Origin of the sequence: Chitinophaga sp. sic0106, from assembly GCF_019219075.1 — a bacterium.
Taxonomy (GTDB): Bacteria; Bacteroidota; Bacteroidia; order Chitinophagales; family Chitinophagaceae; genus Chitinophaga.
Genome location: NZ_JAHUWJ010000014.1, coordinates 34,708 through 59,403 on the forward strand (window position 1 = coordinate 34,708; position 24,696 = coordinate 59,403).

16 protein-coding genes and 1 tRNA gene are annotated in these 24,696 nt (G+C 45.7%); 4 read left to right on the forward strand and 13 right to left on the reverse strand.

Going from position 1 to position 24,696, the window contains the following annotated elements; translation table 11 throughout:
* Positions 1–37: 37 nt before the first annotated feature.
* Complete coding sequence (locus KW844_RS19615; protein ID WP_218378485.1) at positions 38–2,167, reverse strand: translation factor GTPase family protein; 2,130 nt, start codon at positions 2,165–2,167, stop codon at positions 38–40.
* Positions 2,168–2,308: 141 nt separating this feature from the next.
* Here KW844_RS19615 and KW844_RS19620 point away from each other — a divergent pair, with 141 nt between their 5' ends.
* From KW844_RS19620 to KW844_RS19630, 3 genes are all read left to right on the forward strand, one after another.
* Complete coding sequence (locus tag KW844_RS19620) at positions 2,309–4,096, forward strand: ABC transporter ATP-binding protein (RefSeq protein WP_218378486.1); 1,788 nt, start codon at positions 2,309–2,311, stop codon at positions 4,094–4,096.
* 9 nt (positions 4,097–4,105) lie between these two features.
* Positions 4,106–4,546 (forward strand): DUF983 domain-containing protein, encoded by a 441-nt coding sequence (locus tag KW844_RS19625; protein WP_218378487.1) that lies wholly within the window; start codon positions 4,106–4,108, stop codon positions 4,544–4,546.
* A gap of 289 nt (positions 4,547–4,835) precedes the next feature.
* Complete coding sequence (locus tag KW844_RS19630) at positions 4,836–5,300, forward strand: hypothetical protein (protein ID WP_218378488.1); 465 nt, start codon at positions 4,836–4,838, stop codon at positions 5,298–5,300.
* A 53-nt stretch (positions 5,301–5,353) separates the two neighbouring features.
* Here KW844_RS19630 and KW844_RS19635 read toward each other — a convergent pair whose 3' ends face one another.
* The 6 genes from KW844_RS19635 to KW844_RS19660 form a co-directional block, all read right to left on the reverse strand.
* A complete protein-coding gene (locus tag KW844_RS19635) occupies positions 5,354–6,793 on the reverse strand; it encodes a RagB/SusD family nutrient uptake outer membrane protein (RefSeq protein ID WP_218378489.1) in 1,440 nt (479 codons plus the stop codon).
* Positions 6,794–6,832: 39 nt separating this feature from the next.
* Positions 6,833–9,943: a SusC/RagA family TonB-linked outer membrane protein gene (locus KW844_RS19640; protein WP_218378490.1), complete on the reverse strand. Its 3,111-nt coding sequence runs from the start codon at positions 9,941–9,943 to the stop codon at positions 6,833–6,835.
* A gap of 552 nt (positions 9,944–10,495) precedes the next feature.
* A complete protein-coding gene (locus KW844_RS19645; RefSeq protein WP_218378491.1) occupies positions 10,496–12,958 on the reverse strand; it encodes a TonB-dependent receptor in 2,463 nt (820 codons plus the stop codon).
* A gap of 547 nt (positions 12,959–13,505) precedes the next feature.
* Complete coding sequence (locus tag KW844_RS19650; RefSeq protein WP_218378492.1) at positions 13,506–15,089, reverse strand: DUF1501 domain-containing protein; 1,584 nt, start codon at positions 15,087–15,089, stop codon at positions 13,506–13,508.
* A gap of 17 nt (positions 15,090–15,106) precedes the next feature.
* A complete protein-coding gene (locus tag KW844_RS19655; RefSeq protein WP_218378493.1) occupies positions 15,107–16,735 on the reverse strand; it encodes a DUF1800 family protein in 1,629 nt (542 codons plus the stop codon).
* Positions 16,736–16,943: 208 nt separating this feature from the next.
* A complete protein-coding gene (locus tag KW844_RS19660) occupies positions 16,944–18,122 on the reverse strand; it encodes an acetyl-CoA C-acyltransferase (RefSeq protein ID WP_218378494.1) in 1,179 nt (392 codons plus the stop codon).
* A gap of 120 nt (positions 18,123–18,242) precedes the next feature.
* Between KW844_RS19660 and KW844_RS19665 the strand changes: the two genes are divergently transcribed.
* Positions 18,243–18,315: transfer RNA gene (locus KW844_RS19665), tRNA-Lys, on the forward strand.
* Between the two features lie 40 nt (positions 18,316–18,355).
* Here KW844_RS19665 and KW844_RS19670 read toward each other — a convergent pair.
* The 6 genes from KW844_RS19670 to KW844_RS19695 all read right to left on the reverse strand — a co-directional run bounded on the left by KW844_RS19670 (position 18,356) and on the right by KW844_RS19695 (position 24,630).
* A complete protein-coding gene (locus tag KW844_RS19670) occupies positions 18,356–20,704 on the reverse strand; it encodes a histidine kinase dimerization/phosphoacceptor domain -containing protein (protein WP_218378495.1) in 2,349 nt (782 codons plus the stop codon).
* A gap of 382 nt (positions 20,705–21,086) precedes the next feature.
* Complete coding sequence (locus KW844_RS19675; RefSeq protein WP_218378496.1) at positions 21,087–21,725, reverse strand: isochorismatase family cysteine hydrolase; 639 nt, start codon at positions 21,723–21,725, stop codon at positions 21,087–21,089.
* Positions 21,726–21,752: 27 nt separating this feature from the next.
* The gene (locus tag KW844_RS19680; protein ID WP_218378497.1) at positions 21,753–22,280 is read right to left on the reverse strand and encodes a hypothetical protein; all 528 of its coding nucleotides are present in this window, start codon (positions 22,278–22,280) and stop codon (positions 21,753–21,755) included.
* A gap of 48 nt (positions 22,281–22,328) precedes the next feature.
* On the reverse strand, positions 22,329–23,195 hold the full coding sequence (locus KW844_RS19685) for an enoyl-CoA hydratase/isomerase family protein (protein ID WP_218378498.1): 867 nt from the start codon (positions 23,193–23,195) through the stop codon (positions 22,329–22,331).
* A gap of 47 nt (positions 23,196–23,242) precedes the next feature.
* Positions 23,243–24,091 (reverse strand): SDR family NAD(P)-dependent oxidoreductase, encoded by an 849-nt coding sequence (locus tag KW844_RS19690; protein ID WP_218378499.1) that lies wholly within the window; start codon positions 24,089–24,091, stop codon positions 23,243–23,245.
* 32 nt (positions 24,092–24,123) lie between these two features.
* Entirely contained in the window at positions 24,124–24,630 is a 507-nt protein-coding gene (locus KW844_RS19695) for a cupin domain-containing protein (protein WP_218378500.1), read from the reverse strand.
* Between the last annotated feature and the right edge of the window lie 66 nt (positions 24,631–24,696).

A 24,696-nucleotide genomic window follows, 5' to 3' on the forward strand; every position in this document is an offset into this window, starting at 1 on the left:
ATCTGTTTTCCCTGATAGCACCGGCAGGTAATACAGATTAAGCCACTGTTTCTGTTTTCCGGTATTCATCGCTGAGCTTTTTCTGCACTTCAGGTGGTACCGGGGCGTAGTCTGCGAAGTTGGACCGGAGCTTGGCTTTTCCTTGAGTAACGTTGCGCAGGGCGGCAAACAGCTTATCCAGCTCTGCCTGCGGCGTGCGTGCTTTGATCACCTGGTACCCGTTTTGTGTATCCATGCCCGTTATGATGCTTCGGCGGCTCTGTAATTCACTCATTACATCGCCCATCATGAAATCGGGCGCGGTGGCTTCGAGGTCAAACACCGGCTCCAGCAGCTGTGGTGCCGCCTGGTGGAAAGCATCTCTGAAAGCCATCATTCCGGCGATTTTAAAGGAGATATCGTTGCTGTCGACCGGGTGCATTTTACCATCGTATACGCTTACACGAATATCGCGGACATACGATCCGGTGAGTGGCCCTTCCTGCATTTTTTCCATGATGCCTTTGAGGATGGAAGGCAGGAAGCGTGCATCTATGGCGCCGCCTACGATGCAGTTGTTGAATACGAGCTTCCCTCCCCATGAGAGCGGGATCTCTTCTGTGTCGCGCACGGGGTATTCCTTCAGCGGGGGCATCCCTTCGAACCAGGGTTCTATTTTGATATATACTTCCCCAAACTGGCCGGCGCCACCGGATTGTTTTTTATGCCGGTAAGATGCCAGTGCAGGTTTCTGGATGGTTTCGCGGTAAGGAATTTTTGCCGGCTGGAAGTCGACCTGCATCTTGTAAATATTTTCGAGCCGCCATTTGGTCACGAGGAGGTGGAGGTCGCCCTGGCCATGGAGGATTACCTGTTTGAGTTCGCGGTTGAACTCAACTTCAAGAGTGGGATCTTCCATATGTATTTCGGCGAGTACCTCGCTAAGTTTTTCGTCGTCTGCTTTGTTCTTAGCTTCGATGGCGACACGCACTTTAGGTGCGGGGAAGTCGATAGGGGTTATTTGTCCCGGGAAGTTTTTATCACAGAGGGTATGATTGGTGAGCGTATTTTTCAGTTTGAGTGTACAGCCGATATCGCCGGCGCGGAGTTTATCCACATTATTGCGGTTTTTACCGTCGGCGATAAAGAGCTGGCTGATTCGTTCGGTGGTATTTCCTTTTTCGTTGATGAGTTCCATGCCTGGTTTGATTTCGCCGGACATCACTTTGAAGAAGGTGAGTCGCCCTACATGTGGCTCCTGCAGGGTTTTAAACACGAAGAGGCAGGCGGGGCCGGCGGGGTCGCAGGGGATGGAGGTCCCATCTTCAGTGGTTTCGGGGGGCATATCAATGGCGGAGGGGGCTACATTATCGATGAAGCCCATGAGTCGCCCGCTGCCCATATCATTTTTTGCGGATAGGCAAAAAACTGGGAATACCTGGTGTTTGAGCATGCCTATTTTGAGGCCTTCGCGGAGTTCATCTTCGTCGAGGTTACCTTTTTCGAAGTATTGTTCCATGAGGGTATCATCGTTTTCTGCGGCTTTTTCAACGAGTTCGTTGTGGAGTTTGCTGGCTTGTTCCAGTTCGTTATCGGGGATGGGGAGTTTTTCGGGTTTTCCACCGTTTTGAGGGAAACGGTACAGGGTCATTTTGAGGAGATCGATGATGGCATTGAATCCGGGGCCTTGATTTACGGGGTATTGCATGATGGTGACTGCGCTTCCCAGGACCTGCCGTGCCTCCTCCACGGTCTTGGTAAAATTGGCCTGTTCTGTATCTAACTGATTGACTGCCAATATTGTGGGTTTTCGGTATTTATCCACATAGTCCCATATGAGTTCGGTGCCTATTTCTACTCCATACTGTGCGTTGAGCAATAATACGGCAGTGTCGCAAACGCGGATGGAGGATATGACTTCGCCGATAAAGTCTTCCAGGCCTGGGGTATCGATTACATTGATTTTGTAATCGCGCCATTCCGTGTGCATGGAGGTGGCGTAAACGGAGTTCCCACGTTCGTATTCGATTTCGTGGTAATCAGAAACCGTATTCTTTTCCTCTACTGTACCGCGTTTAGAGACGATGCCTGCTTCAAACAGCATTGTTTCGGAAAGGGTGGTTTTTCCACTCTTGGCAGCGCCTAACAGTACGATGTTTTTGATGTGTTTTTCATCATACGTTTTCATATGTGGAGATTTATGAGCTTATAAAGAACTTCTATATTAAGTTAGTCATTTTTGAGCAGAACGAAACCTACTGTGTTATAACATATAGTACCTTTGTAACTTCGAAACATTTCGATATATAAATGATAAGGAAACAGGAATATGAAACTACTACTACAATATTTGAGCAAATACAAATGGCTTTGCTTCTGGGCAATGTTGCTGGCGACGGTGAACCAGCTCTTTTCGCTGATGGACCCTTATATCTTTGGTCGCATCATTGACAAGTTTGCCTCCCATCCTAAAAGTACAACAGCTGATGGCAGTATATTCCGCAGCGAAAACGGTTATATCACCGGTGTGATATTATTGCTGCTGGCGTCTATTGGGGTGGCTATGGTATCCAGGATTGCGAAGGCATTTCAGGATTATTTCGTAAATGTGATTGTACAGAAATTTGGGGCGCAGGTATATACGGATGGATTGAAGCATTCCCTTCGCCTGCCCTACCAGCAGTTTGAGGACCAGCGTAGCGGGGAAACGTTAGCCATCTTACAAAAAGTAAGAACAGACTGCGAGAAATTCATTACTTCTTTTGTGAACGTGTTATTTGTTTCGCTGATAGGGGTCATCTTCGTGATCATTTATGCGGCCTATGTACATTGGACGCTGCCATTTGTTTACCTGATAGGCAGTGTTTTGCTGGGTATTCTGATGAATATATTGAGTAAGAAGATAAAGGTGATCCAGCGCACCATTGTAAAGGAAACCACTGCGCTGGCGGGCAGCACTACCGAATCGCTCCGCAACATTGAACTCGTAAAGAGTTTGGGCTTAACCAATCAGGAGATCCGGCGTTTGAACAGCACTACGCTGAAGATTTTGATGCTGGAGTTGAAGAAGGTAAGAAGCATCCGCAGCATCAGCTTTGTGCAGGGTACGTTTGTGAACCTGATGCGTTCAGCGATACTTTTCCTGCTGCTGTTCTACATCTACCGTGATATTGTAAGTATTGGTCAGCTGATGTCATTGCAGCTGTACTCGTTCTTTATTTTCGGGCCGCTGCAGGAGTTAGGTAATATCATCCTTAATTACAGGGAGGCGCAGGTATCTCTCCAAAACTTCCAGCAGATATTGGATACGCCGGTAGAAGAAATGCCGGCTAACCCGGTAAACATAACTCATATCGACGAGCTGCAGTTCCGTGAAGTGGGCTTCCAGCATCTGAGTGCGCAAACCAAGGCGCTGGATAAGGTTAGTTTCAATGCTAAACTGGGAGAAACTATTGCGTTTGTGGGTCCGTCGGGGTCTGGTAAAACCACGTTGGTTAAGCTGCTGGTGGGCTTGTATAAGCCTAACGAGGGGCATATTTTGTATAACGGCGTAGAGGCGAACGAGGTAGATATGGAGGCGCTGCGGCACCAGGTGGGCTTTGTGACCCAGGATACGCAGCTATTTGCGGGTACGATCAAGGAAAACCTGTTGTTTGTGAACCCGGGGGCAAGTGATGCCGAGGTGATGGATGCGCTGGATAAGGCTTCCTGCTATTCTTTGCTGGCCAGAGCCGATAAAGGGCTGGAAACAGTTATTGGGGAGGGTGGTATAAAAATTTCCGGTGGGGAGAAGCAAAGGCTGTCTATAGCCCGGGCGCTGCTGCGCCGGCCACGCCTGATGGTATTTGATGAGGCTACTTCGGCGCTGGACTCAATTACAGAGGAGGAAATCACCAGGACGGTACGGGATATCACCGCTACCCGACAGCATATAACGGTGATGATTGCACACCGTTTGTCGACCATCATGCATGCCGACCGGATATTTGTGCTGGAAAAAGGACGGATTGTTGAAACCGGACGCCATGCAGATTTGTTGGAGGAGAAGGGGTTGTATTATGCGATGTGGCGGCAGCAAATTGGAGAAAGGAAGTTTGAAACAGAAGTAATTAGTTAATTTTGCGCCATGAATACAAATCAGCTGCAACGCCCAAACTACCTCTGGAGCATGATTACCATGAAATGCCCCAGATGCAGGAAAGGGCCGATGTTTAAGGATCAGAACCCGTTTCATGTGAAGTTTTCGAAGATCTTCAATATGTATGAAAACTGTCCGGTATGCGGGCAGAAATATGAACTGGAAACTGGTTTCTGGTTTGGGACGGGCTATGTGAGTTATGCATTATCTGTGGCGTTTAGTGTATTTAACCTGATATGGTATGCGGTATTTTTCGGTATCAGCTGGCGGGATAACAGTATTTTCATCTGGCTGGGTATAAACGGGGTGTTGCTGGTGTTATTACAACCTTGGCTGATGCGGCTTTCCCGGGCGATATACCTTTATTTCTTTGTTTACTATGATGATGATACGGCAAAGTTGGAGAAATTTCATCGCCATAAAGATTAAACGTTGTTGAAGATATTTGGGGCTGTGAAAACAGCCCCTATCTTTTTCAACCAAAATCTGAACCAATGGTGGTCAGAAGAATTTATAGAGGCAATAACTTCAAGCGTGTCTTTGGAAAATGTAGGTATTAAGTGCGGCAGGTTTGTTTCCTCTGATATACCTACCATGAAAATGCGGTGCTAAACTACGAAATCCACATTTATTTAAACAAATAAATGTATCAGTGGTGGAAGTTTCATTTTTACGGTCAAAACTAAATTTGCGGCGTTCGTTTAAAATAAAAATATTGATGAAAAGGATATGTTTTCTACTGGCGATCATTGGGTTTTGCAGCTGGGGCTGTAATAACAGTCCTGAACAGGTGGCTGACGCAAAAGTGGTCGAAAGGGGCAGGAAGACGGTTCATCCACAAAAATTCAGGTTAAAATCCGGTAGTGCTGACGACTCAAATTCTGTTTATACGGCGGGCAATATATTTATCAAGGTGGCAAATGGACAGGATTCCATGCAAACTATTACGATCAGCAAGGAGCAGAAGCGGCTGATTAATTACATACGGAAGATCGACAGTTTGCCTTCCTACTATTTGTATACAAATGCCGGGGATACGATTATGGCGTTACTGGCGGGTACGAAGTTTACGGCCTACCGCATATTGAATAACAAGGCGGTGTTGCTGGATCATTTTTTCACGAAGGGGTTGCCGGAGTTGGAATATAGGGATTCGGTGCCAGCGTTTATACATCATAAATAAAAAAAGATCCGGGAATGTTCCCGGATCTTTTTTTATTTATGATGTAAGGGCGATTACTTGTAACCGTCGTTTTGAACCATCAATCTGTTGGCATTCATTTCAGTTTGTGGAATTGGCAGCGTGAAACGGAAATTACCAGCGGCCAGTTTCTGACCAGCGGCATTTGGTGCATCTGCTGCATCTCTATCTACTCCCAAACCTCTCCTTTTCAGATCCCAGTAGCGGTGACCTTCATAAGCCAGCTCTTTAAAGCGCTCGCTCATAATAGCGGCGATAGCCTGGTCTTTACCCGCGAGGGTTACATTAGTATAACCAGTGATACGGGCTGCGCGCAGGTCATTCAGATCGCTTTCAGCACTATTGGCACCGGAAACTTTGTTCAGTTCTGCGCGTGCTTCTGCACGGATCAGGTACATTTCACCTGTACGGAAAACTTTAGCGTTGTTAACGTTTTCGTTGCCCGTTGCATAGGCTGAACCTGCATATTTTTTAATCAGGTTGGATGGGCGGCCAGCATCTGACAGCAATTTTTCATTGGTCAGGTAGGCATTGAAACGCACATCATTTGTCTGATCAAATGAGCCAAACAGCTTACCGGAAGCAACCCAGCTAATCTGACCAATATTAATCACACCACCAGGAGCGGTAGATACACCACGCCAGAGGCTACCCAGGCGATCCAATGCTGTAGTACGTACAATTCTGTAAGACACTTCGGCGGTGTTAGCATCTGTCCATATACCAGGGAATTCAGCTTTTGTAGCCAATGGCAACAGGCTGATATATTCAGTAGCATATGCTTCTGCATTAGCCCAGTCTTTCATATAAAGGGCAACACGGGCTTGCATACCGCTAACAGTAGCGCGGTTGATGCGGTTTCTGTCATCCAGGTTATTAGGTACCAGAGATTTAGCCGCTGCCAGATCAGCAGTTAATTTCTTGAAATATTCTTCCATTGGAATACGGGCCTGTGGGGACAGGGAAGTTTTTTCCATATAAGCCATTCCCAGTTTACCGGTACCGTAGTTATCGCAATAGTATCTGAAGAGTTCAAAATGTGACCATGCACGTAAGAAGAGACATTCTCCCTGTAGTTTGAGTCGCAATGCGCCATCACTAACCTTTAAAGAGTCAGCTTTAGGCAATGCGGCTAATACACGGTTTACCCTATCGGCAATGACACCATTGCTGGTGAGTGCGGTAAAGTTATCTCTGATTACTACATCCGCAGTGCTGAATTGCCATTCATGAACGGTGGCTGAATTATAAAACTCAGCAACTTTTACCTCATCAGCCAGTACTGCATTAAAGAGGATATCCATGTTGGTAGAAAGAGCGGAATAGGCTCCAATTACACCAGCTTCACAGTTATCCACAGTTTTCAGTGCGATATCACCGCCAATAATATCAGTCTCCTTAATATCAATTACTTTTTTGCAGCTAAAAGATGCGCCAAGAAGCAGTGATACACAAATTATATTTCTCAGTTTCATTGTAAGTCAGTTTAAATGGAAAGATTACAGTCCTTAGGATTAGAAGGTAATGTCAATACCAGCCGTATACATTTTTGGATTTGGATACTCATTCAGACTGATGTTGTTGTTATCTTCCGGATCCTGACCTATCCATGGGCTCCATACTGCCAGGTTAAAGCCCTGTGCATATATTTTCGCACCTTTGATCAGTTTTACACCTTTGAATTTGATGGAAGGCACATTATAAGCCACCTGCAGATTTCTGAAGCGGAGGAATTTAGCATCCATCAGGTCAGATGAGGTAAAGCCTCTGTCATATTGTGGCGACTGGAACCATTTGTTATCACCAGGTTTTTCCCAAGTATTTGTCAGCAGTTCTTTCACACCGTTTACAGAAGCCTGATAGCCGGATGTACCTCTGGAAATCCAGTTATACACGTTGTTGGATCTTACTACATCAAACTGGTAAGAGAATGCTGCGCTGAGGGTAAAGTCTTTGTAACGGGCATCTAAGGAGAAACCACCTACGTGTTTAGGCATAAAGGTGCCATATATAGCCATTTGAGGGGCGAGACTTGCATCGGTAACAGTTTTACCATCTGCTCCTTCGTAGGTAGGTTTACCAGTTGCAGGATCAGCTCCAAGATAATGCTGGCTGTAGTGGGATCCGAAAGGCAGGCCTTTTTTCAGCAGGTAGGTACCGGCTACATATTGATCTACGAGACCGAGATCTTCGATATTATTTACATTGATTGCGTGGTTCCAACCTAATGTCAGGCTGTAATCCTTGGTCTTCAGCACATCACCGGAAAGCGTTAATTCCAGACCACGGTTACTCATTTTACCGGCATTGATATCTGTAGAGGTGAATGCAGCGGTATAGGACAGTGGTTGAGAAACAAACATATCGATGGTCAGGTTTCTGTAGTAGTCCGCGGTCAAACGTACCCGATCATGCAATACTGCCAGATCAATACCAATGTTCAGCTTTTTGATGAATTCAATCTTGAGGTCAGGATTACCTGGTGCTGTTGGCCTGATACCAGAAATAGCGGAACCAAGAAAAGGCGTTCCCAGGCCACCAAAGCCTGCATACTGGGTACCCATGTAGTTATCAACAGACAGCAGACCCGTTGTTGGTGTAACTCCAAACATGGTATAGTCAATAGTCGTGATACTACCAATATTCGGAACCAGGCCATAGGATGCTCTAACGCGGATATCGCTGAAGATACCATTTTGAGCAAGGAAGTCTTCTTTAATTGCGTTCCAGGTAGCACCTGCTGACCAGGTAGTAATTTCTCTGTTATCTGGATTAAGGATACGTGAGGTACCGTCTTTCCTGATCAACCCATTGAGGGTATACTTATCATTGTAAGTGTAACGTACGTTACCGAAGTAAGACCTGATACCGTAACCGGTTTTAGCACTGGAAGCCTGCTGAGGCACACTGGCTGCACCACCTGTTACAATAGAACCAGCGCCTTGGCCAGTCAAAGTTAAACGAGGATCAAGACCATAGAGATAGAATCCATTACCCTGCTGCCAGCTCCTCACAATTTCAAAGTATGCACCAGCTTCCACTTCATGTTTACCATAGCTGTTTGCAAATACGAGGCTGGAGGTGTTAATCAGGTTAGCGATCATCCTGTTCGCTTCAATGTCTGTTCCTCTCTGTTGGGTCAATAACGAACCATAATAAGAGTTAGCATTTACATAACGCTGTGCAAAGTTGGAAGCAACATCAATACCAATAACGTTTGCAGCAGTGAGCGATGGTAAAACCTTATAGGAGAGATTCAAACCTGTATTCAGCTTCAGTTGCTTTTCACGATAAGTAGTAGCCTCAATACCTTCTAAAGCATTCGCAATACCTTTTGGCGCTAAAGTAGTACTTGCACCTGTATTCAGAGACCCATCCGGTTTAAATGGATTTTCGTAGGTTTTATTTCTCCATGCCATCTGGAATACGTTTCTGGCGCTGTTACCCAGGTATTCACCATCCGCATAATCACTGATAGAATAACCAACTGTGGAATTCAGTTTCATGGACAGCTTGCCGAAGTTTTGATCCAGGTTAAAGCGGGAAACATATCTTCTCAGTTTAGAATCATCTGCAGTACCTTTCTGATCAAATACCTGACCAGACCAGAAGTATCTGGACTTCTCATTGCCACCGGAGGCATTCAGTTCATATGACTGGCTGAATCCATTACGATATAACAGATCCGCGTAGTTGTAATCAATTTTACGGATGCTGTCCAGGATAGCTGCATTTCTTGCTTTTTGAGCATCATTAAGCGTAGCATTCGCAGGGTTGTTAGCAGAATATGTCCAGCCCGGAGTTGCAGCGAATTTGTTTTTCTCTTCATACTGCAGCATTTCAGCTGTATTCATCATGCTCATATTTTTCCATGCAACAGGTGCGGTGGTACCAAGTTGAGAACGGAAAGTAAACTGGTTGTCACCTGCTTTACCACGTTTGGTGGTAATAACGATAACACCTACCCCACCACGCGCACCATACAGGGCTGCAGCAGAGGCATCTTTCAGGACTGTTACAGATTCAAAATCATTTGGATTAAGTGTACTGAAGTCACCGGCAGGTAATGGAATTCCATCTAATACATAGAGCGGTTGAGTACCTGAACCTGCAATAGACTGAATACCGCGAATAATTACATTGGAACTGCTACCAGGTTGTCCGGAACCAGAGGTAGACTGTAAACCAGCTACCCGACCTTGGAGGGCCTGATCAAAGGAACCTACCGGAGTGGCGTCAAATGGTTTATTACCCAATGTAGTAGCAGCACCTACGTACTGATTACGTTTTACTGAAGAGTAACCCGTTTTAACTTCCACTTCTGTTAATGACTGTGCTGACATTTTCATACGCACATCAATTACAGACTGGTTACCAACTTCAATTTCCTGTTTTGTAAAACCGATAGAAGCAAAAATCAGTGTTTTGGCATTTTCCGGCAGTGTCAGAGTGTACTGTCCTTTGGCATTCGTGATACTACCACGTTGTGTGCCTTTAATCTGGACAGAAACGCCAGGGAGGATTTCCCCATCGTTATCTACCACTCTCCCGGAGATTGTTCTCTGGGCAAATAGCGACACTGTAAATAGCATACATGCCACCAATGCGAATAGAATTTTTCTCATTTGCGCTTAGTTTAGATTGGTTGAGTAAAAGGTATAGGATTCCGTGACCTACATAGCGGTCAGGCTCCAAAAAAGCAAAAACGTATATTCGTTGACGTTATACGTCAATTCATAAGCGATAATTAAGAATAAAAAGCCAGGTTACGATTTATCGTTGACGATAAACAGAGCAAAAGGTGAATAAATACAAGCAAAACTTTATTTCACGTTGGCACATAAGTAACTCTCAGCGTTGATTCTGGTTTGTTCCTGGGAAATTGCTACAACAACTTAAATTTTGGTTATTAATATGATGACTAAAAAACTATACTATCGTTTCAACAGACTTTGGCATGATTACATTTTCCTGCTCTTATTAGGGTAAGAGGATAATTCAGATTCTCACAGCTTGTAATCGGAAATAAAGATAACTACTAATCTTTCAATTTAACAATCAGATTTACAAATATTTATATTTTTCATATGTTAAATCCTACTGCTGTAAAAGAAACAAGCGATTGTACCGCTAAAAAATGCTGATACAACCGCTTGAAATTTATGGTATGTCTATGCTTATTTAAAATCAATCGGAATTGCCAGCTTCACACTGAAGTTGCGCCCCATATTGAACACACCTGCACGCCCCGTCAGCGGATTTACGTCCGCATATTTCAGCCGGCTCAGGTTACTCTGGTATGCTACATCCGTTATGTTATTCACCGCAAAATGCAGGGAAAAAAGCGTCCTGCTTTTCTTATTCACAAAGTCGGAACCGAAGCCTGCATTCAGCAAGGTAAATGCAGCAGTAGGCGTTTCCGTTTCATACGCACTAAAGATATTATTCTGTGCAAAGTTCATGTCCATCTGCACACCTACATAAGCATTCTGCAATACGCCACTGCCGATCTTCCTGAACTTACCTTTAAGTTCAGATAACCATCTCCCCGAAGGAATATTTGGCAAATATTTCGTAGAGTCGGTACCGTTAGCAGATAAACCACGTACATACGACACCGTATTTTCGAAATGCAGCCAGTCGATCGGATGCGGGTGGATATCCAGCATCAACTCACCGCCATACAGGTTAGCAGTAGTTTGCTGGTATTTAAATGCAGCGTATCCTTCTTCATTATTGTCCGCAGGGATAGAATCGCTGCCAGCCTGGTTAAACAGTTTACGGGAATAAATGAAGTTGTTGATGTGGTTATAGAAAATATTAGCGGTCAAACTTACGTGCTCGGTATTGAAATCAACGCCAATATCCGCCTGGGTACTCACTTCCGGCTTCAGGTCCGTATTACCGTATTCATATTTGATGGTACCTTCGTGTACGCCATTGGCAGAAAGCTCCGCGATATTTGGCGCACGGAACCCTCTGGCTGCATTGGCTTTCAGCGTTACCCGGTCGCTGGCGGCATAGCTGATTCCTACGCTGGCAGATACGTTGTTGAAGTTTTTATTGAATGCGGTAAAACGTTCGTCGCCACTTGCAGCTGGCTTACCATCTGCATCCAGGAATAGTGCCTTGGAATTGAGTGAGCGGTTATCGAAACGCGCACCACCGGTCAGGGTCAGTTTCCCGAAGGATTTACGGGTCACGGCAAAACCACCGATATCAAACAGATCATATGCCGGGATGAGATATTCCTCTCCTTTATTGGTATTGGTTTGCTGCATTCCATTTACGCCAACGGTTGTTTGCCAGCCATTCATTTCCGGCAGGAAGTAACGAAGCCCGTAGTTAAAAGTTTTCAGGTTCAGGAATAACTCCGGGTCGTTTGGTGCCAGCACATCACCATACTCTTTACGCTGGTTCAGCTGATAACCGAGGGTAAGCGCCAAACGCCCGCCATTGGCCAGGTACAGGCTGTTATCCCAAACAATTTTCTGGTGAGATATTTTTTGCTTCGGCACATTCATGCTATAGGACTTGTTATCACTGTCCGTTGCCGAAGTTTCCTCTGCCACTCCCCCGTTATTGATCAGTTTTATGAAGCCGCCCACACTATCTCTCTCTCCTTCTACCAAACCAAGGTTTTGATTGAAAGAGGTAAAGGTCAGGTGTGAATAACCCCATTTTTTATTGATACCGATACTGGCGCCGTAGTTGGTGTTATTGTAGCGGGAATTAAAAACGTAGTCGTCGTACTTGTTTTTATAATCGTGTGCTTGTTTCTGGGTGATGTAAGCGCTCCAGCTAAGCCCGTTCTGATTACCGGCAATATCCGCATGATAAGCCATGGTACCGTTGTTAGACATATAGTTTGCCTCCACATTCCCTTTAATTCTCCCTACAGGTAAAGGAGAAGGGGTAATAATATTTACGACGCCCGCCAGCGCATCCGATCCATACATGAGGGATGCCGGGCCTTTGAGCACTTCGATTCTGCTTACATTGTAATCATCTATTTCGATTCCATGCTCATCTCCCCACTGCTGACCTTCTTGCCGTACACCGTCGCTCACCACTACTACACGGTTGTAGCCCAGACCTCTGATGAAAGGTTTACTGATAGCCGGTCCGGTGGATAACTGGCTGACGCCCGGGACTTTCGAAATTGCGTCAATGATATTGGTGGAAATATGCTGATCCAAGTCATCTTTACGAATGATACTGATAGGCACCGGATTACTTTTAGCGGAGGTAGCCATGTTTACACCTGTTACCACCACTTCATTTTTTTCAATCAGTGTTTCAGAAAGTTCGAAATCGTGATTGGTAGCACCTTCAATGGCCACCACTTCCGTATATGCGGCATAGCCGATGTAGTGGAGTTCTACCAGGAATTTTCCTTTAGGGAGATTTTTAATGCTGTAGTTACCGTTGGCATCCGCTGAGGCACCTACTTTGAGATCAGGCAGGTATATAGTGGCGCCGGGTAAGGCGGAATGATTTTTCTTATCTGTAATTTTTCCGGTGAGCGCGTTGTTGGTCAGCTCATCTTTTGCGTTGCCGGCATAAGCAAATGAATATAACGCAAGCATGGTTAGCGTTATCACCGAAAAGCGGGTCATAAATACACGCAGGTATTGCATATCAAGGTTATGATAAATCAGTTAAAAAGGCTGGAGGTCATTTACATCCGATGCCTCCGGCATCAGATATTGAATTCCGCGCTGCGCGCAGTTTGGCTCTCTCCGTTATTGCATTGTTTCAGAAATGGTATATCAACATGGAAGCACTTCAGGAGGTGCTCTGGGAGGGAGATTACGGTGAATCGCATGCTCAGGGGCCGGACAGGCGGGGTTTTGCAACACCCAAATTACCGTTTGAACCGGCGCTATATATGAAGTAACAAATCCCTCGTAAGGCTCGATACCTATCTGCAGAAAATCGCAGTGCTGGTGATGGGAGGAAATAGTAACATCTCCTACCGGATGTATGGTATCATGTGTATCATGGTGGCTGGTGAATTCATGGATAAATTCCCTGGGGAGTGTATTCAATGAGAATACCCCCAGCAGCATTATAGCCAAAAACCGATGCCAGAACATTTTGTACACGGGGCAAAGATAGTCAAAGCAATCCTGTTTGCAACAGTGTTGCACAAAATTTAATCGAAAATTAAACTAACTATTTGATTTACCTCACTTTAAGCATTGGCCTTACCTGCTGCACTGCGCCATTTTGGAAGCGGGCATAGTAAATACCGGTAGGCAGGTAGCTGGCATCAAAGGTAAAGGTGTAAGTACCGGGCGCATGCACTTTGTTAACAGGCACACTTACCAGCCGTCCCATGGTATCAAAAATCTGGACCATGGTATTACCGGAGCCGGTGATATAGGTAATGGTAGTACGGTCGGTAAATGGATTAGGGCTATTGATAATCAGATGTTTATCCTCATCAGGTGTGATATCGGGGATACCGGTGATTACGCCACAGGCCACACCGCTGATGAGTGGCAGCTGCTGGTAATCCTTCTGCAAAACGGCCTGAAGTTCGTCCGGCTTCACGCAGAACCACTGCTGGAGGATGGATGCGTATACGGATCTGAAATCGTATTGCATCGGGATATTATCATTTACGGAGCTCGCACCGGGGATTGATGGCGTATTACCGAGTACACCCTGCATCACATAATCGCCGAAAACGATCATCGGAGCAGCGGCGCCATGGTCCGTACCCATACTGCCGTTGGATTTGATCCTGCGGCCAAATTCGGAGAAAGTCATCCCAACAACGCGGCGGCTAGCTTTGAGCCCTCTGAGGTCCGCCATAAACGCGCTGATAGCTTCGGACACGCCTCCCAGCAGGTTGGCATGCGCCCCTTTAGAAGTATCGCCTGCTTCTGCCTGACTGGCATGTGTATCGAAACCACCGGTGCTCACCATATACAGACGGGTTTTGAGTCCGCCGGCTACCAGTCGCGCTACAATTTTCAATTGTGCAGCGAGGTAGTTATTAGCGGGGTAATCGCCCTGCGACGTTACTTTGGCGGCGGCTTTTTTAATCGCCTGTTCGTAGCTGTTTGTTTGTTTGGCGATGAGGCGTATATATTCCAGTTCTTTACCTGCTTTGGTGTTGGGCACGGGGTCCAGCACACCATCGATGAGGTTATAGAAATCAGTAGCACTGGTGATGGCGATGCCCATACTCGCATCAGTGCCCTGGAAGGCAGGTGATACGATAGAGCCTATCTGCACGGCGAGCGGATCGGGGTTATCAGCGTTAGGATAACCGTCCGGGAAGCCGGGGTGTTGTGTTTCGAGGTAGCGTCCTCCCCAGCCGGTGGTGAGCACCTGATTAGAGTCAGAGCCGGTGAGCCAGATATCGGTGGCACGGAAATGCGAGAAGTTAGGCGAAGGGTAGCCCACACTTTGTATGATGCTTACTTTCCCGTCGTTGTAGAGCTTTTGTATCCCCGTCATGGAAGGATGCAGGCCAGCTTTCGTATAGCCGTCGAGCCGCAGCACTTTTCCTTCCTGTATGGCGATGTTGGTACGTGCGGACTGGTAGGCAGCGTATTTATCCAGGGGGATGACCATGTTGAGTCCGTCGTTACCACCGGTGAGCTGGATCATGACGAGCACGTGGTCATTATCTGCGGCGGCGCTTAGTGCCTGCAGGAGTGGCGTAGCGCCGAATGCTTTCACGGAAAATCCACCGAGCAGTGTAGGCAGCACTGTAGCGGGGGCGGTATATTTAAGGAAGTCTCTTCTTTTCATAAGGGTAAATCAACAGATCAGGATAATTGGTATTCAGACAAGTCCATGATGTATTTATAGAGTGCCTGGAGGCGGATATGGACGTCGCTCCGGGCCTGCATATCGTTCGGATTGGCTATATACAGCTGCCAGGCGTTTGTCCAGTAATAATCCTGGGTTTGGCCGGTGAGCAGGATGGTTCCTTTCAGGAAGGCCTTCAGGTTATCGGAAACGCCTATACGATATAATATATCCAGTGAATCAGAGATGAGTGCTACCGGGTCGCCGGGATTGGGCAGCTGCGCGGCAAAAGCCATCGGGTCGATGAACATATTGAAATTAAAGCCACGATCGCTGATGAGGGCGTCGGTCAGCATATTCCGTTTAGGCAGTGTATCGGTATTGATCCACAGCTCATGGAACGACGGTGCCTGATAATAAGCATCCCAACCAGCTACCAGCGGCGGATCGCCGAGGTTTTGCAGCATGTAGGCAGCGGTACTGTGGATTACTTTCCAGCATTCGTAGCGGGTGGTATAATCTGACGGGAACTGCACATTAAACTCGCGAAACACGCCTACACAGAAGTCCACCGGAGGTTTAATCAGGCAGGCATAATTCAGCGGATCGAAGAAGTGTTCGCTGGTGAGCAGTGCGTTGAGTACGACTTTGATATCATAGCCGCTGGTGCGGAAGATATCGGCCAGTGGTGCGATAACGTTTTGTTCTGTTGCATCGTCTATTTCGTAGTACACAAAGAACCGGTAGAGTTTGCGGCAGATAAACTTCGCTACTTCCGGTTGCAGGAATATGATGGTCAGCAGGTCGTCGAGCTCTGTAGCGCCGTTCGTACCTGTTTTTCCAGAGATGACTTTATTGGAATAGAATGCGGAGAACTGTTTATTTTCTATATCGTGCTGGGTGGTATTGAAGGTGCTGGTGAGGTTAGCATCATCAATACGGAATCCGGTGAGTACGCGGGCGGTGGCTTTTACGTCATCTTCTGTGTACTTGGAGTCGGGCCCTTTCCCTACGGTAAAGAGCTCATGGAGTTCGCGCGCGTAGTTTTCGTCTGCGGCTCCTTTGGAGTTGAGGTAACCATTGAGATAGATGAGCATGGCCGGGTCGAGGGTGATGGCTTTGGTAAGTGCCTTAAAGTTCCCGAGGGCATGCCGGTGCATGGTCAGATAGTTTTGGTAGAGGTATCGGCTATCTTGCACAGTGATGGTTTCCGTAACGAAATGGTTGTGCCAGAAGAGTACCATTTTATCGTGTATGCTTCTGGGTTGGTTGATCAGTTGTCCGATCCACCATGATTTATAGGAGGTAATTCGATCATTTTCGGTATCTATATCCCCCTTCGGTGCTCTTACCCAGGTGGCGCCGAGCGACACTCCGGTAGAATCGGTACCGTAGTTATTTACGGGTGGCTGTGGGTCCGGCTGTACGGTGAGGAGGGTATCTACGGCCTGTTGCATACCCATGCTGCTGAATGCGGCAAGATCGGCCGGTGTGACGCCGAACATGGTCCTTTTCAGGAGGTGGAGTATTTGTTGTTTGCCCCAGGGGCCGGAATAAGGAGCTATGCCAGTGGTAGTGCGGGCTGCTTTGGGGGCGGCAACAGTACTACGTGCAGGCGATAGGGTAAGGAATTGTCTGCGATCCATAATAAACGATATGGTTGATAGCAATTTTGCTTAATCAGGCGGTAAATTAGTAAAAAGTTTAATTCAAGTAGATTAAAATATTATAATTTAATTTATCATATGCATTCCTAATCTATATAGAAAAAAGTATAAGATATTGAGTCATAATAGACAATAAAAAACGAGCCCGCAATTACTGCGGGCTCGTTGCAAGGAATATTTAATTTTTTTAGCTGAGATTTTCGATGACGCCGGCGATACCTTGTCCGCCACCTACGCAGGCCGTAACGATACCGTATTTTTTATTGAGGCGTTTCATATCACCGAGGAGCTGCACGGTGAGTTTAGCGCCGGTACAACCGAGGGGATGCCCCAGGGCGATGGCGCCGCCGTTGATGTTAACGATATCCGGATTGATACCGAGCTCGCGGATAACGGCGATAGACTGTGAGGCGAAGGCTTCATTGAGCTCTACGAGGTCGATATCGCTGAGGGATTTACCGGCTCTTTCCAGGGCTTTAGGCACTGCGGCCACTGGGCCGATGCCCATGATGCGCGGATGTACACCGGCAGAAACGCAGGATACGAGTCGCCCGATAGGCTTCAGGTTTAATTTATTCACCATTTTCTCGCTCATAACAATCACAAAAGCAGCGCCATCGGATGTTTGTGAGGAGTTACCAGCGGTCACGGAGCCGCCGGCGGCGAATACGGGTTTGAGTTTAGCCAGGGCATCAATGCTGGTATCTGCACGTGGGCCCTCGTCGGTATCTACGATGTAGGAGCGGTTGGCCTTTTTACCTTTAGCATCTACATATACTTCATTTACATCAATAGGTAGTATCCCCTCTTTGAAATAGCCGTTGCTGATAGCATTTAAGGCCTTCTGGTGGGAGTTATAGGAGAACAGGTCCTGATCTTCCCTGCTGACTTTAAATTCTTTGGCAACGGCTTCAGCGGTAAGGCCCATCCCTATGTAATAATCCGGGTTGGATTTAGCAACGGAGTAGTTGGGAACAGTTTTCCATCCGGCTACGGGCACCAGGCTCATACTTTCGGTACCACCAGCAATGATGCAATCGGCCATACCGGATTGAATTTTAGCGGTAGCAATGGCGATGGTTTCCAGTCCTGATGCGCAATAGCGGTTAACGGTCATCCCAGGCACCTCAATGCCCAGCGCTCTCACGGAAATCATGCGTCCTATCTGCAAACCTTGTTCTGCTTCGGGCACAGCGTTTCCAACAATCAGGTCATCGACCAGTTTGGGATCGAGTTGTGGTACGGACTTGAGCAAGCCGGTAATCACATCAACTGCCAGATCATCGGGCCTGTAAAAGCGGAAACCTCCTCTCTTGGATTTGCCAACCGCAGTACGGTAACCGGCAACTATATACGCTTCTTGCATTGGACTACAATTTTATCTTGCGTTAACGATATTTACTATCCTTTCAAATTTAATTAATTTAGGGATTAATATTGTCAGAGAAACCGTTAAATTTGAAAGCCGGAATTTAACAGATGTTAAGACTCTGTAGCTCAGTTGGTAGAGCAGCTGACTCTTAATCAGCGGGTCTAGGGTTCGAGTCCCTACAGGGTCACTACCTTGAAAAAGCGACTTAAAACAGTCGCTTTTTTCATTTACGCATACTCCTCTTTTTTCTCCCTTGACTCCGAAACTCCGGCTAAATCATTTAATGCATCTGCTTTAAACACAATAGTTATGCTGGTTCCCTGGCTAACATCAAAGTTAATAGTGGCGTCAATATCCTCACTTAACCCCTGTATTAACCGCAGTCCCATGGATTCGGGCTCGGCATTTTTATCAAATGCTGGCATTCCTATACCATCGTCGGCTATTTGCAAAGTGATCTGGTCCTGGTCATCCTCCATAAAAATGGAGATTTCACCATGCTTGTTACCGGGAAAGGCATATTTGATAGAATTGGTCACCGCTTCGTTCAAAATCAAGCCTAATGGGATGGCTTGTGAAAGCGTCAGTTCAACAGGATCGATATTCAGTTTGAACTTTATTTGTTTAACGACTCCAAAGCTATCCTTGAGGGATTCCACCAGTTCAGGAATATATTCGGCCATGTCAATTGTTTTAATGTCATCTGACTGATAAAGCTTTTCGTGTATCAGTGACATTGCGTATATCCGGTTCTGGCTGTTTTCTACTGCTTCCAAAGCGTCATTTTCAAGATTGCGGGCCTGCGCCTCTAGTAAACATATCACAGTATGTAAATTATTCTTTACACGATGGTGGACCTCCTTTAGTAGCCAATCCTTTTCTTTGAGCAAATGTTGCAGTGTAGTATTTTGGCGGTTGATCTGTTGTTGTTTGGCCAATAATTGCAAATTGGTCTTTTGCTTAGCCCGATATGATTTATAACCTATTCCTGAAAGTAGCAGTAATAGTATTATTCCGCCAATGGTAATATTTTTTTGCAGGTTAACCTTGTCTAACTGCGCCTTTTGAGCAGCCTGTTTACTGTTCAGTTCCTTTATGGACAGCTCCTTTTGCGTTGTTTGGTATTGCACATGTAATTCTGCTATCTGTTTATCTTTATCAGCTGTAAAAATTGAATCTTTGAGCTGGTCCCGTCGTTCCAGATGTTTGATGGCGGCCTGATAATTGCCTCTGGCGAGTAGATACTTATATAAGTTTGTATATAAAGTTACCAATAGGCCAGGCTGCATAGGTGTTGTGCTATTTTTTATGAGGGTTTCAGCACTTTTAAAGTATTTTCCTGCCTCCTCCAAATTACCGGACTTTTGATAAACATCGGCCATTTCTGTATAACAAATTAATAATACGGGATTGTGGACTGCCTCACTATGATAATTCTTTTTCAGATCCAGGGCTAATAACTTCTTATAGTATAAAAGCGCTACATCGTACTGGTTAACTTTTGTGTAATAAAGTGCTACTATCCGATAGAGATATACTCTTTGATCATAAGTTATGGTTGATTCCTGCTTTAGAACGGTTTCCAAAACAGTACGTGCTTCTTCCATTCTGTTTAATTTTAATAATATTTGAACAAGGCCACATACATCCGGAAAATCCGGGTTCTTCACTGTCGCTGCTTTCCTTTGCCATTCCAGTGCCTCATCAAATTTTGCGGTAGTGACATACGATTTAGCGATACTGCCGTAGAAATGTGCGAGCCAGCCAGTATCGCCAGTTACTTTCATGTTCTCGATGGCTTTCAGACAATAAGCGATGGACCGATTATAATTCCCCCTGTCGTACTCCAGATACTGTAACATCTCATACGTAAAATGCAGTTTATTATACCCTAATTTCTTATATTGAGTCAACACCTCCTGCAATGCTTTTTCTGCTATGTCAAATTGCTTTCTTCTCATCTGAATACCGGCAATACCCCGTAAAGCGTCGTTTGCATTTATCTGGTCATTCGTTTGCAGAAACAAGGACCGGGCATGTTGGTAATATTCTAATCTGTCCTGCATTTCGCCGTCGGTCATAGTATTCTCGTAAAGTTTAGCTAATTCATGCCAGGCGGTGGCTTCCTTTTGCTTATCTCCTGTATCGTGATAATGGGCGATAATATCCATAAAGGACTGTATAAACCTTTTTTTGTCACCCGCTTCGACGTAGTAAGTACCTATCATTCCAATGGCTTTATACTGCCAGTCAATTTCCCGAAGCTTAATGCTTAATTCCAGGGCCTCGTTAAAAAAAACGAGGGCGCTGTCCAGGTCATTTTTTAACTCACCTGGTTTATAAAGATGATATTTTCCCATCTTTATCTGAAGACTTATTCTGTTGGTATCCGGCTTACTGGCTTTAAGTTGTGGAAGCAGTTCCTGAGGATGTAGTTCTGAAAAATTCTGGGCTGCAACGTCGGACACAGATAAGACCGATAGTATACAACATAAAATCAGCACCGCCAATTTGGATAAAGCACCTTTAATCAGGAGAGTTAAGTAATGGGGGATCATTTGAGCAATCTTGCACATGGGTAAAGATAGTTGATATCGTAAAAGCTAATAATTTGAATATAATACCTCGGATTAAGTCCTAATTCACAAAAGACAATCCAATTAGTTGGTAAACTTACTTTAGCTATCGACCAGGCTGAATGAAGGGCAATTAAATACCCATTTAAATTTCGGAATTTTTGCTTAGAAAAACAATCCGGGCATTTTGATTAACCTGCTAAATATGACGATATCATTACGTTGTTAAGATCCTCGTTCCCCTTTCGTTAATGAAATTTTCTTATCGAGATACCACAGTAGTGTGTTGGATAGTTATCGAATTTCAGATGGCATTTGGGCGTTTTCTATAAAGCAACAAGCCACCGCTATCCGGTGGTTTGTCGCTTAAAGCTACTATTAATTACGCTTCAGGCAGCGCTGGGGGCAATAATTCCATCAGCTCACTTGTTGTTAGTATGGCATGCGCATAAGTAGGTCCGTTCAGGACGTGGGCAGCATGCATCATTTCCGGCGTATAGGCAGCTGTCGCGTCTTTCACCAGCGTTACATGGTAACCAAGTTCCATAGCGAACCGGCAAGTGCTTTCTACACAGGTATTCGCCAGTAATCCAACAGCAACCACATGGGTGATTCCCCGTTGCTTAAGCAGCATATCCAGATCTGTATTGGCGAATCCACTTTGGGCCCAATGTTCTTTGGCCACGATGTCGCCCTCCTGGGGGGCAAAGTCCGGATGCCATTCGCCACCCCAGGTGCCCTTTGCAAAGGAATGGCGGCTCATGATACCTACCTGGGTTGGGTTAGGATACTTCCAGTATTGGTAGTCAGTTGGTTCCCAACGTTTATGAGGTACAATAAAAATTTGGATACCGGCTTCTCTGATCGCCTTAACAATGGTCCTGAGGTTATTTAATAAGTTATTATTCTCTGCAACATCTTTCACCCTTGGCCACACCTTTCCGCCTTCTGATAAAAAATCGTTATAAGGGTCGATAAACATCAACGCTGTTGCTTCGCGTAAATAGGTTTGAGCTTCCATTTTTTTGAATTTTAATTAAGGCCCTTATCAACTTCTTAAAGCATGCCGTTCGATGCTTTTGGCAAACAACGGGGTTTCACTTTGATTATGATAGATAGAAACAGGTTGCCGTTGTGTTTTAAACAGATCAAAAGGCATACCCTGTTTCTCCAAAGCTTTTAGAAACCCCTCTGTTGGTCTTGATATTACCCGGTTGGTAAACCTGCATGTATTTTCATCTAGCTTCTCAACGGTTAATTCCCAATGCACCAAAATATTGACACGGCCTGTTGGTGTAAACACATCCGACACTGACTCCAGAATCAGATGTGCAGGTTCCGACAACGTTTCTACGTAATGCTGCACCATGGGGCTGCCACCCAATACCTCCACGTTTATTGACATCCTTTTTCCTTCCGGCGATGTGGTAACACCAGCAGTAACGTGGGCTGGTGAACATGCCTGGTACTCATCTTCGGGGAGCGAAAAGCACCATTCAGGGATATTGATCTTTTCGATCGGAGCGTTGATCACTGCGGAAAAGCTGGAATCAACGATAATTGGTTCGTTTTCCATAAATATTAAATTAAAGTTGTGTTATTGAGACAATATTGTAGTGGTTCATTAATGAATATTGTTATTCTCACCGATCCGGTTTAAATAATCGCCTACGTTATATTCAAAATCGCTATCCTGCTGAAAACCCCAGTTCCGGAGTTTTTCTATGACGGGCTTTCTTTCTGGCCGGTTGGCAGTTTCGATATACGCTGCGCGGGACTCATTCATATGTGCCAACTGTGGCCTCGGAGCCCGCTCATTGACGAGCGCCTTAGCTTTCCCGGTTATTACCTGCTCAAACTGGCTAATGCGGAGCGCAAAATTGTGTACAAACTCGTTCAGCTTGTCATCTGTGATCATCCGGTTAATTAGTCCATAACGTTCGGCAATACCGGCATCCAGATCTTCCCCACCTATAATGATCTCCAGCGCACGCGCCCTACCCACTAAAAGCGGCAGAAATTCCATACTCCCTCCTCCAGGTATTGTTCCTACAGCTACTTCAAACTGACCAAATATTGCGTTATCACTGGCAAAGCGGATATCACAGGCCGCCGCAAACTCAATACCTACTCCACGGGTGCGACCGCGGATAGCAGCAATCGAAATTACCGGCGACTCATACAGCGCTACAGCCACATCGAACACCGGCAGGATGCCCGAAATTGTTCTGCGGGATACGATCTCCCCACCTCTGGCTACATCAAAGTGCGCAATAAAAAAATCCTGTAGTGCGCTGTCAAACACAATCACCCTCAATTCAGGCGAGGCCTGCATACGGCGCACTACTTCCTCCAGGCCGGTCAGTAATTCAGGACCGAACAGGTTAAGCGGTGGGGCATCGAAGGTTACCTGCCAGTAACCAGGGTTATGGCGGATTAAACGAACCGGGGTTCCTTCCAGTTGCTCTGTAATTCTCAGGGGTTCTTTCATCGTTTTAGATTATAAATTATACTGTATAAAAAATTTAATGATCCCGATTAACCATGTGCCGCTTCCGTAACATCTTTCCACTCCTCGAACTCGGCAAACCTCTTTTCGTAGTTTTGCTTTACCAGTGGATAGGCAACTTTACCTAAGAGTAATCTGAGTGGTGGATTTGCTGAATCGACGAGTTTAAGAATAGCGTCCGTCGTGGCTTCAGGTTTGCCCCAGGTCTCTGGCGAAAGGCTTCCATAAAAAGCTTTTCTCAGCGGCGTATAAACGTCATTTTCTTTGGTGCGGAAAGCAGATGCGCCTGACCAGTCTGTTGAATAACCATTAGGTTCTATTAAAGAAACTTTAATGCCAAAAGCAGCTACTTCTGTAGCTAAAGTTTCGCTCAAGCCTTCCACTGCAAATTTGGAGGCATTGTATAAGCCTAAAACTGGTAGTGTGGCTAAACCCAGCATACTGGACACCTGCAAAATATGGCCAGTTTGCTGCTTGCGCATTAACGGCAATATTGCCTGCGTCATCCACAGCAAGCCGAAGAAATTGGTTTCCATTTGATCCCGGGCTTCTTGCTCGGTCGTTTCCTCGATCGCTCCAAATAAACCGTAGCCTGCATTATTGATCAATACATCAATGCGGCCAAATTTTGCTTTAACTTTCTGTACCGTTTCGAAGCATTCAGATCTGTTGTTTACATCCAACTTTATTGGCAGTACCGCATCGCCGTACTGCGCCACAAGTTCGTCAAGATGTTTAAGATCCCTTGCGGTTGCTGCTACTTTATCGCCACGCTCTAAAAACGCTTTGGCCCATAGTTTGCCAAATCCACGCGAAGCGCCAGTTATTAAGATTACTTTGGGACTTGTTGCTGCATCCCTATTTTTGATGATTTCCATTGTCTTAACTTTTGAATTTTATAATGACTCTGTCAGCGCACATCCTTATTGTGTCTGCGTTTATTCCTCGGATCATCTGACGGATCCACGTAACTTATTCCCAACGGGCCGTTTGCGGTAACTTGTGTTTCGTAATTCCCGGATTGCGCCCAATGGAAATGTGGTGTATTGCCGGGCAGCACTATAACACTCCCCGGCGGATATGCCTTTAGTTTGGAAGCATCAAATTTTGCACCTATGCCGATGTAAAAAACACCGGAGATGACTGTATAAATCCTGTTTTCGGGATGTATATGCGGGCGCAGTATCACTCCGGCAGGTACCCTTACGCGGATAACATATGGCCCGATTTTTTGGGGTTCGCCCACGAGTACGGCAAGGCGTGCCTCTGGTGGAAATGCGGGAAACGGTAACCACTTAATACTCTCTGAATAGATGTCACCAAACTTATTACCTGGCAGTCCCTGGGCATTGCCGGGGACTATTCCAGACAATACACAGAGGAAACAGAGTACTAAAGGATATTCTATTTTTTTCATGAGCTAACAATTTTTAATCCCAGTGAAGTACCCGGTACATGCCAACTTTAGAGATGCTGGCTTTTG

Excerpts from the sequence above, each read along its gene's own strand:
- KW844_RS19620 (WP_218378486.1), top strand. The coding sequence starts at position 2,309 with ATGAAACTACTACTACAATATTTGAGCAAATACAAATGGCTTTGCTTC.
- KW844_RS19685 (WP_218378498.1), bottom strand. The coding sequence starts at position 23,195 with ATGAAAGAACCCCTGAGAATTACAGAGCAACTGGAAGGAACCCCGGTT.
- KW844_RS19695 (WP_218378500.1), bottom strand. The coding sequence starts at position 24,630 with ATGAAAAAAATAGAATATCCTTTAGTACTCTGTTTCCTCTGTGTATTG.
- KW844_RS19680 (WP_218378497.1), bottom strand. The coding sequence starts at position 22,280 with ATGGAAAACGAACCAATTATCGTTGATTCCAGCTTTTCCGCAGTGATC.
- KW844_RS19630 (WP_218378488.1), top strand. The coding sequence starts at position 4,836 with ATGAAAAGGATATGTTTTCTACTGGCGATCATTGGGTTTTGCAGCTGG.
- KW844_RS19690 (WP_218378499.1), bottom strand. The coding sequence starts at position 24,091 with ATGGAAATCATCAAAAATAGGGATGCAGCAACAAGTCCCAAAGTAATC.
- KW844_RS19650 (WP_218378492.1), bottom strand. The coding sequence starts at position 15,089 with ATGAAAAGAAGAGACTTCCTTAAATATACCGCCCCCGCTACAGTGCTG.
- KW844_RS19625 (WP_218378487.1), top strand. The coding sequence starts at position 4,106 with ATGAATACAAATCAGCTGCAACGCCCAAACTACCTCTGGAGCATGATT.
- KW844_RS19675 (WP_218378496.1), bottom strand. The coding sequence starts at position 21,725 with ATGGAAGCTCAAACCTATTTACGCGAAGCAACAGCGTTGATGTTTATC.
- KW844_RS19635 (WP_218378489.1), bottom strand. The coding sequence starts at position 6,793 with ATGAAACTGAGAAATATAATTTGTGTATCACTGCTTCTTGGCGCATCT.
- KW844_RS19670 (WP_218378495.1), bottom strand. The coding sequence starts at position 20,704 with ATGTGCAAGATTGCTCAAATGATCCCCCATTACTTAACTCTCCTGATT.
- KW844_RS19655 (WP_218378493.1), bottom strand. The coding sequence starts at position 16,735 with ATGGATCGCAGACAATTCCTTACCCTATCGCCTGCACGTAGTACTGTT.
- KW844_RS19660 (WP_218378494.1), bottom strand. The coding sequence starts at position 18,122 with ATGCAAGAAGCGTATATAGTTGCCGGTTACCGTACTGCGGTTGGCAAA.
- KW844_RS19615 (WP_218378485.1), bottom strand. The coding sequence starts at position 2,167 with ATGAAAACGTATGATGAAAAACACATCAAAAACATCGTACTGTTAGGC.
- KW844_RS19645 (WP_218378491.1), bottom strand. The coding sequence starts at position 12,958 with ATGCAATACCTGCGTGTATTTATGACCCGCTTTTCGGTGATAACGCTA.
- KW844_RS19640 (WP_218378490.1), bottom strand. The coding sequence starts at position 9,943 with ATGAGAAAAATTCTATTCGCATTGGTGGCATGTATGCTATTTACAGTG.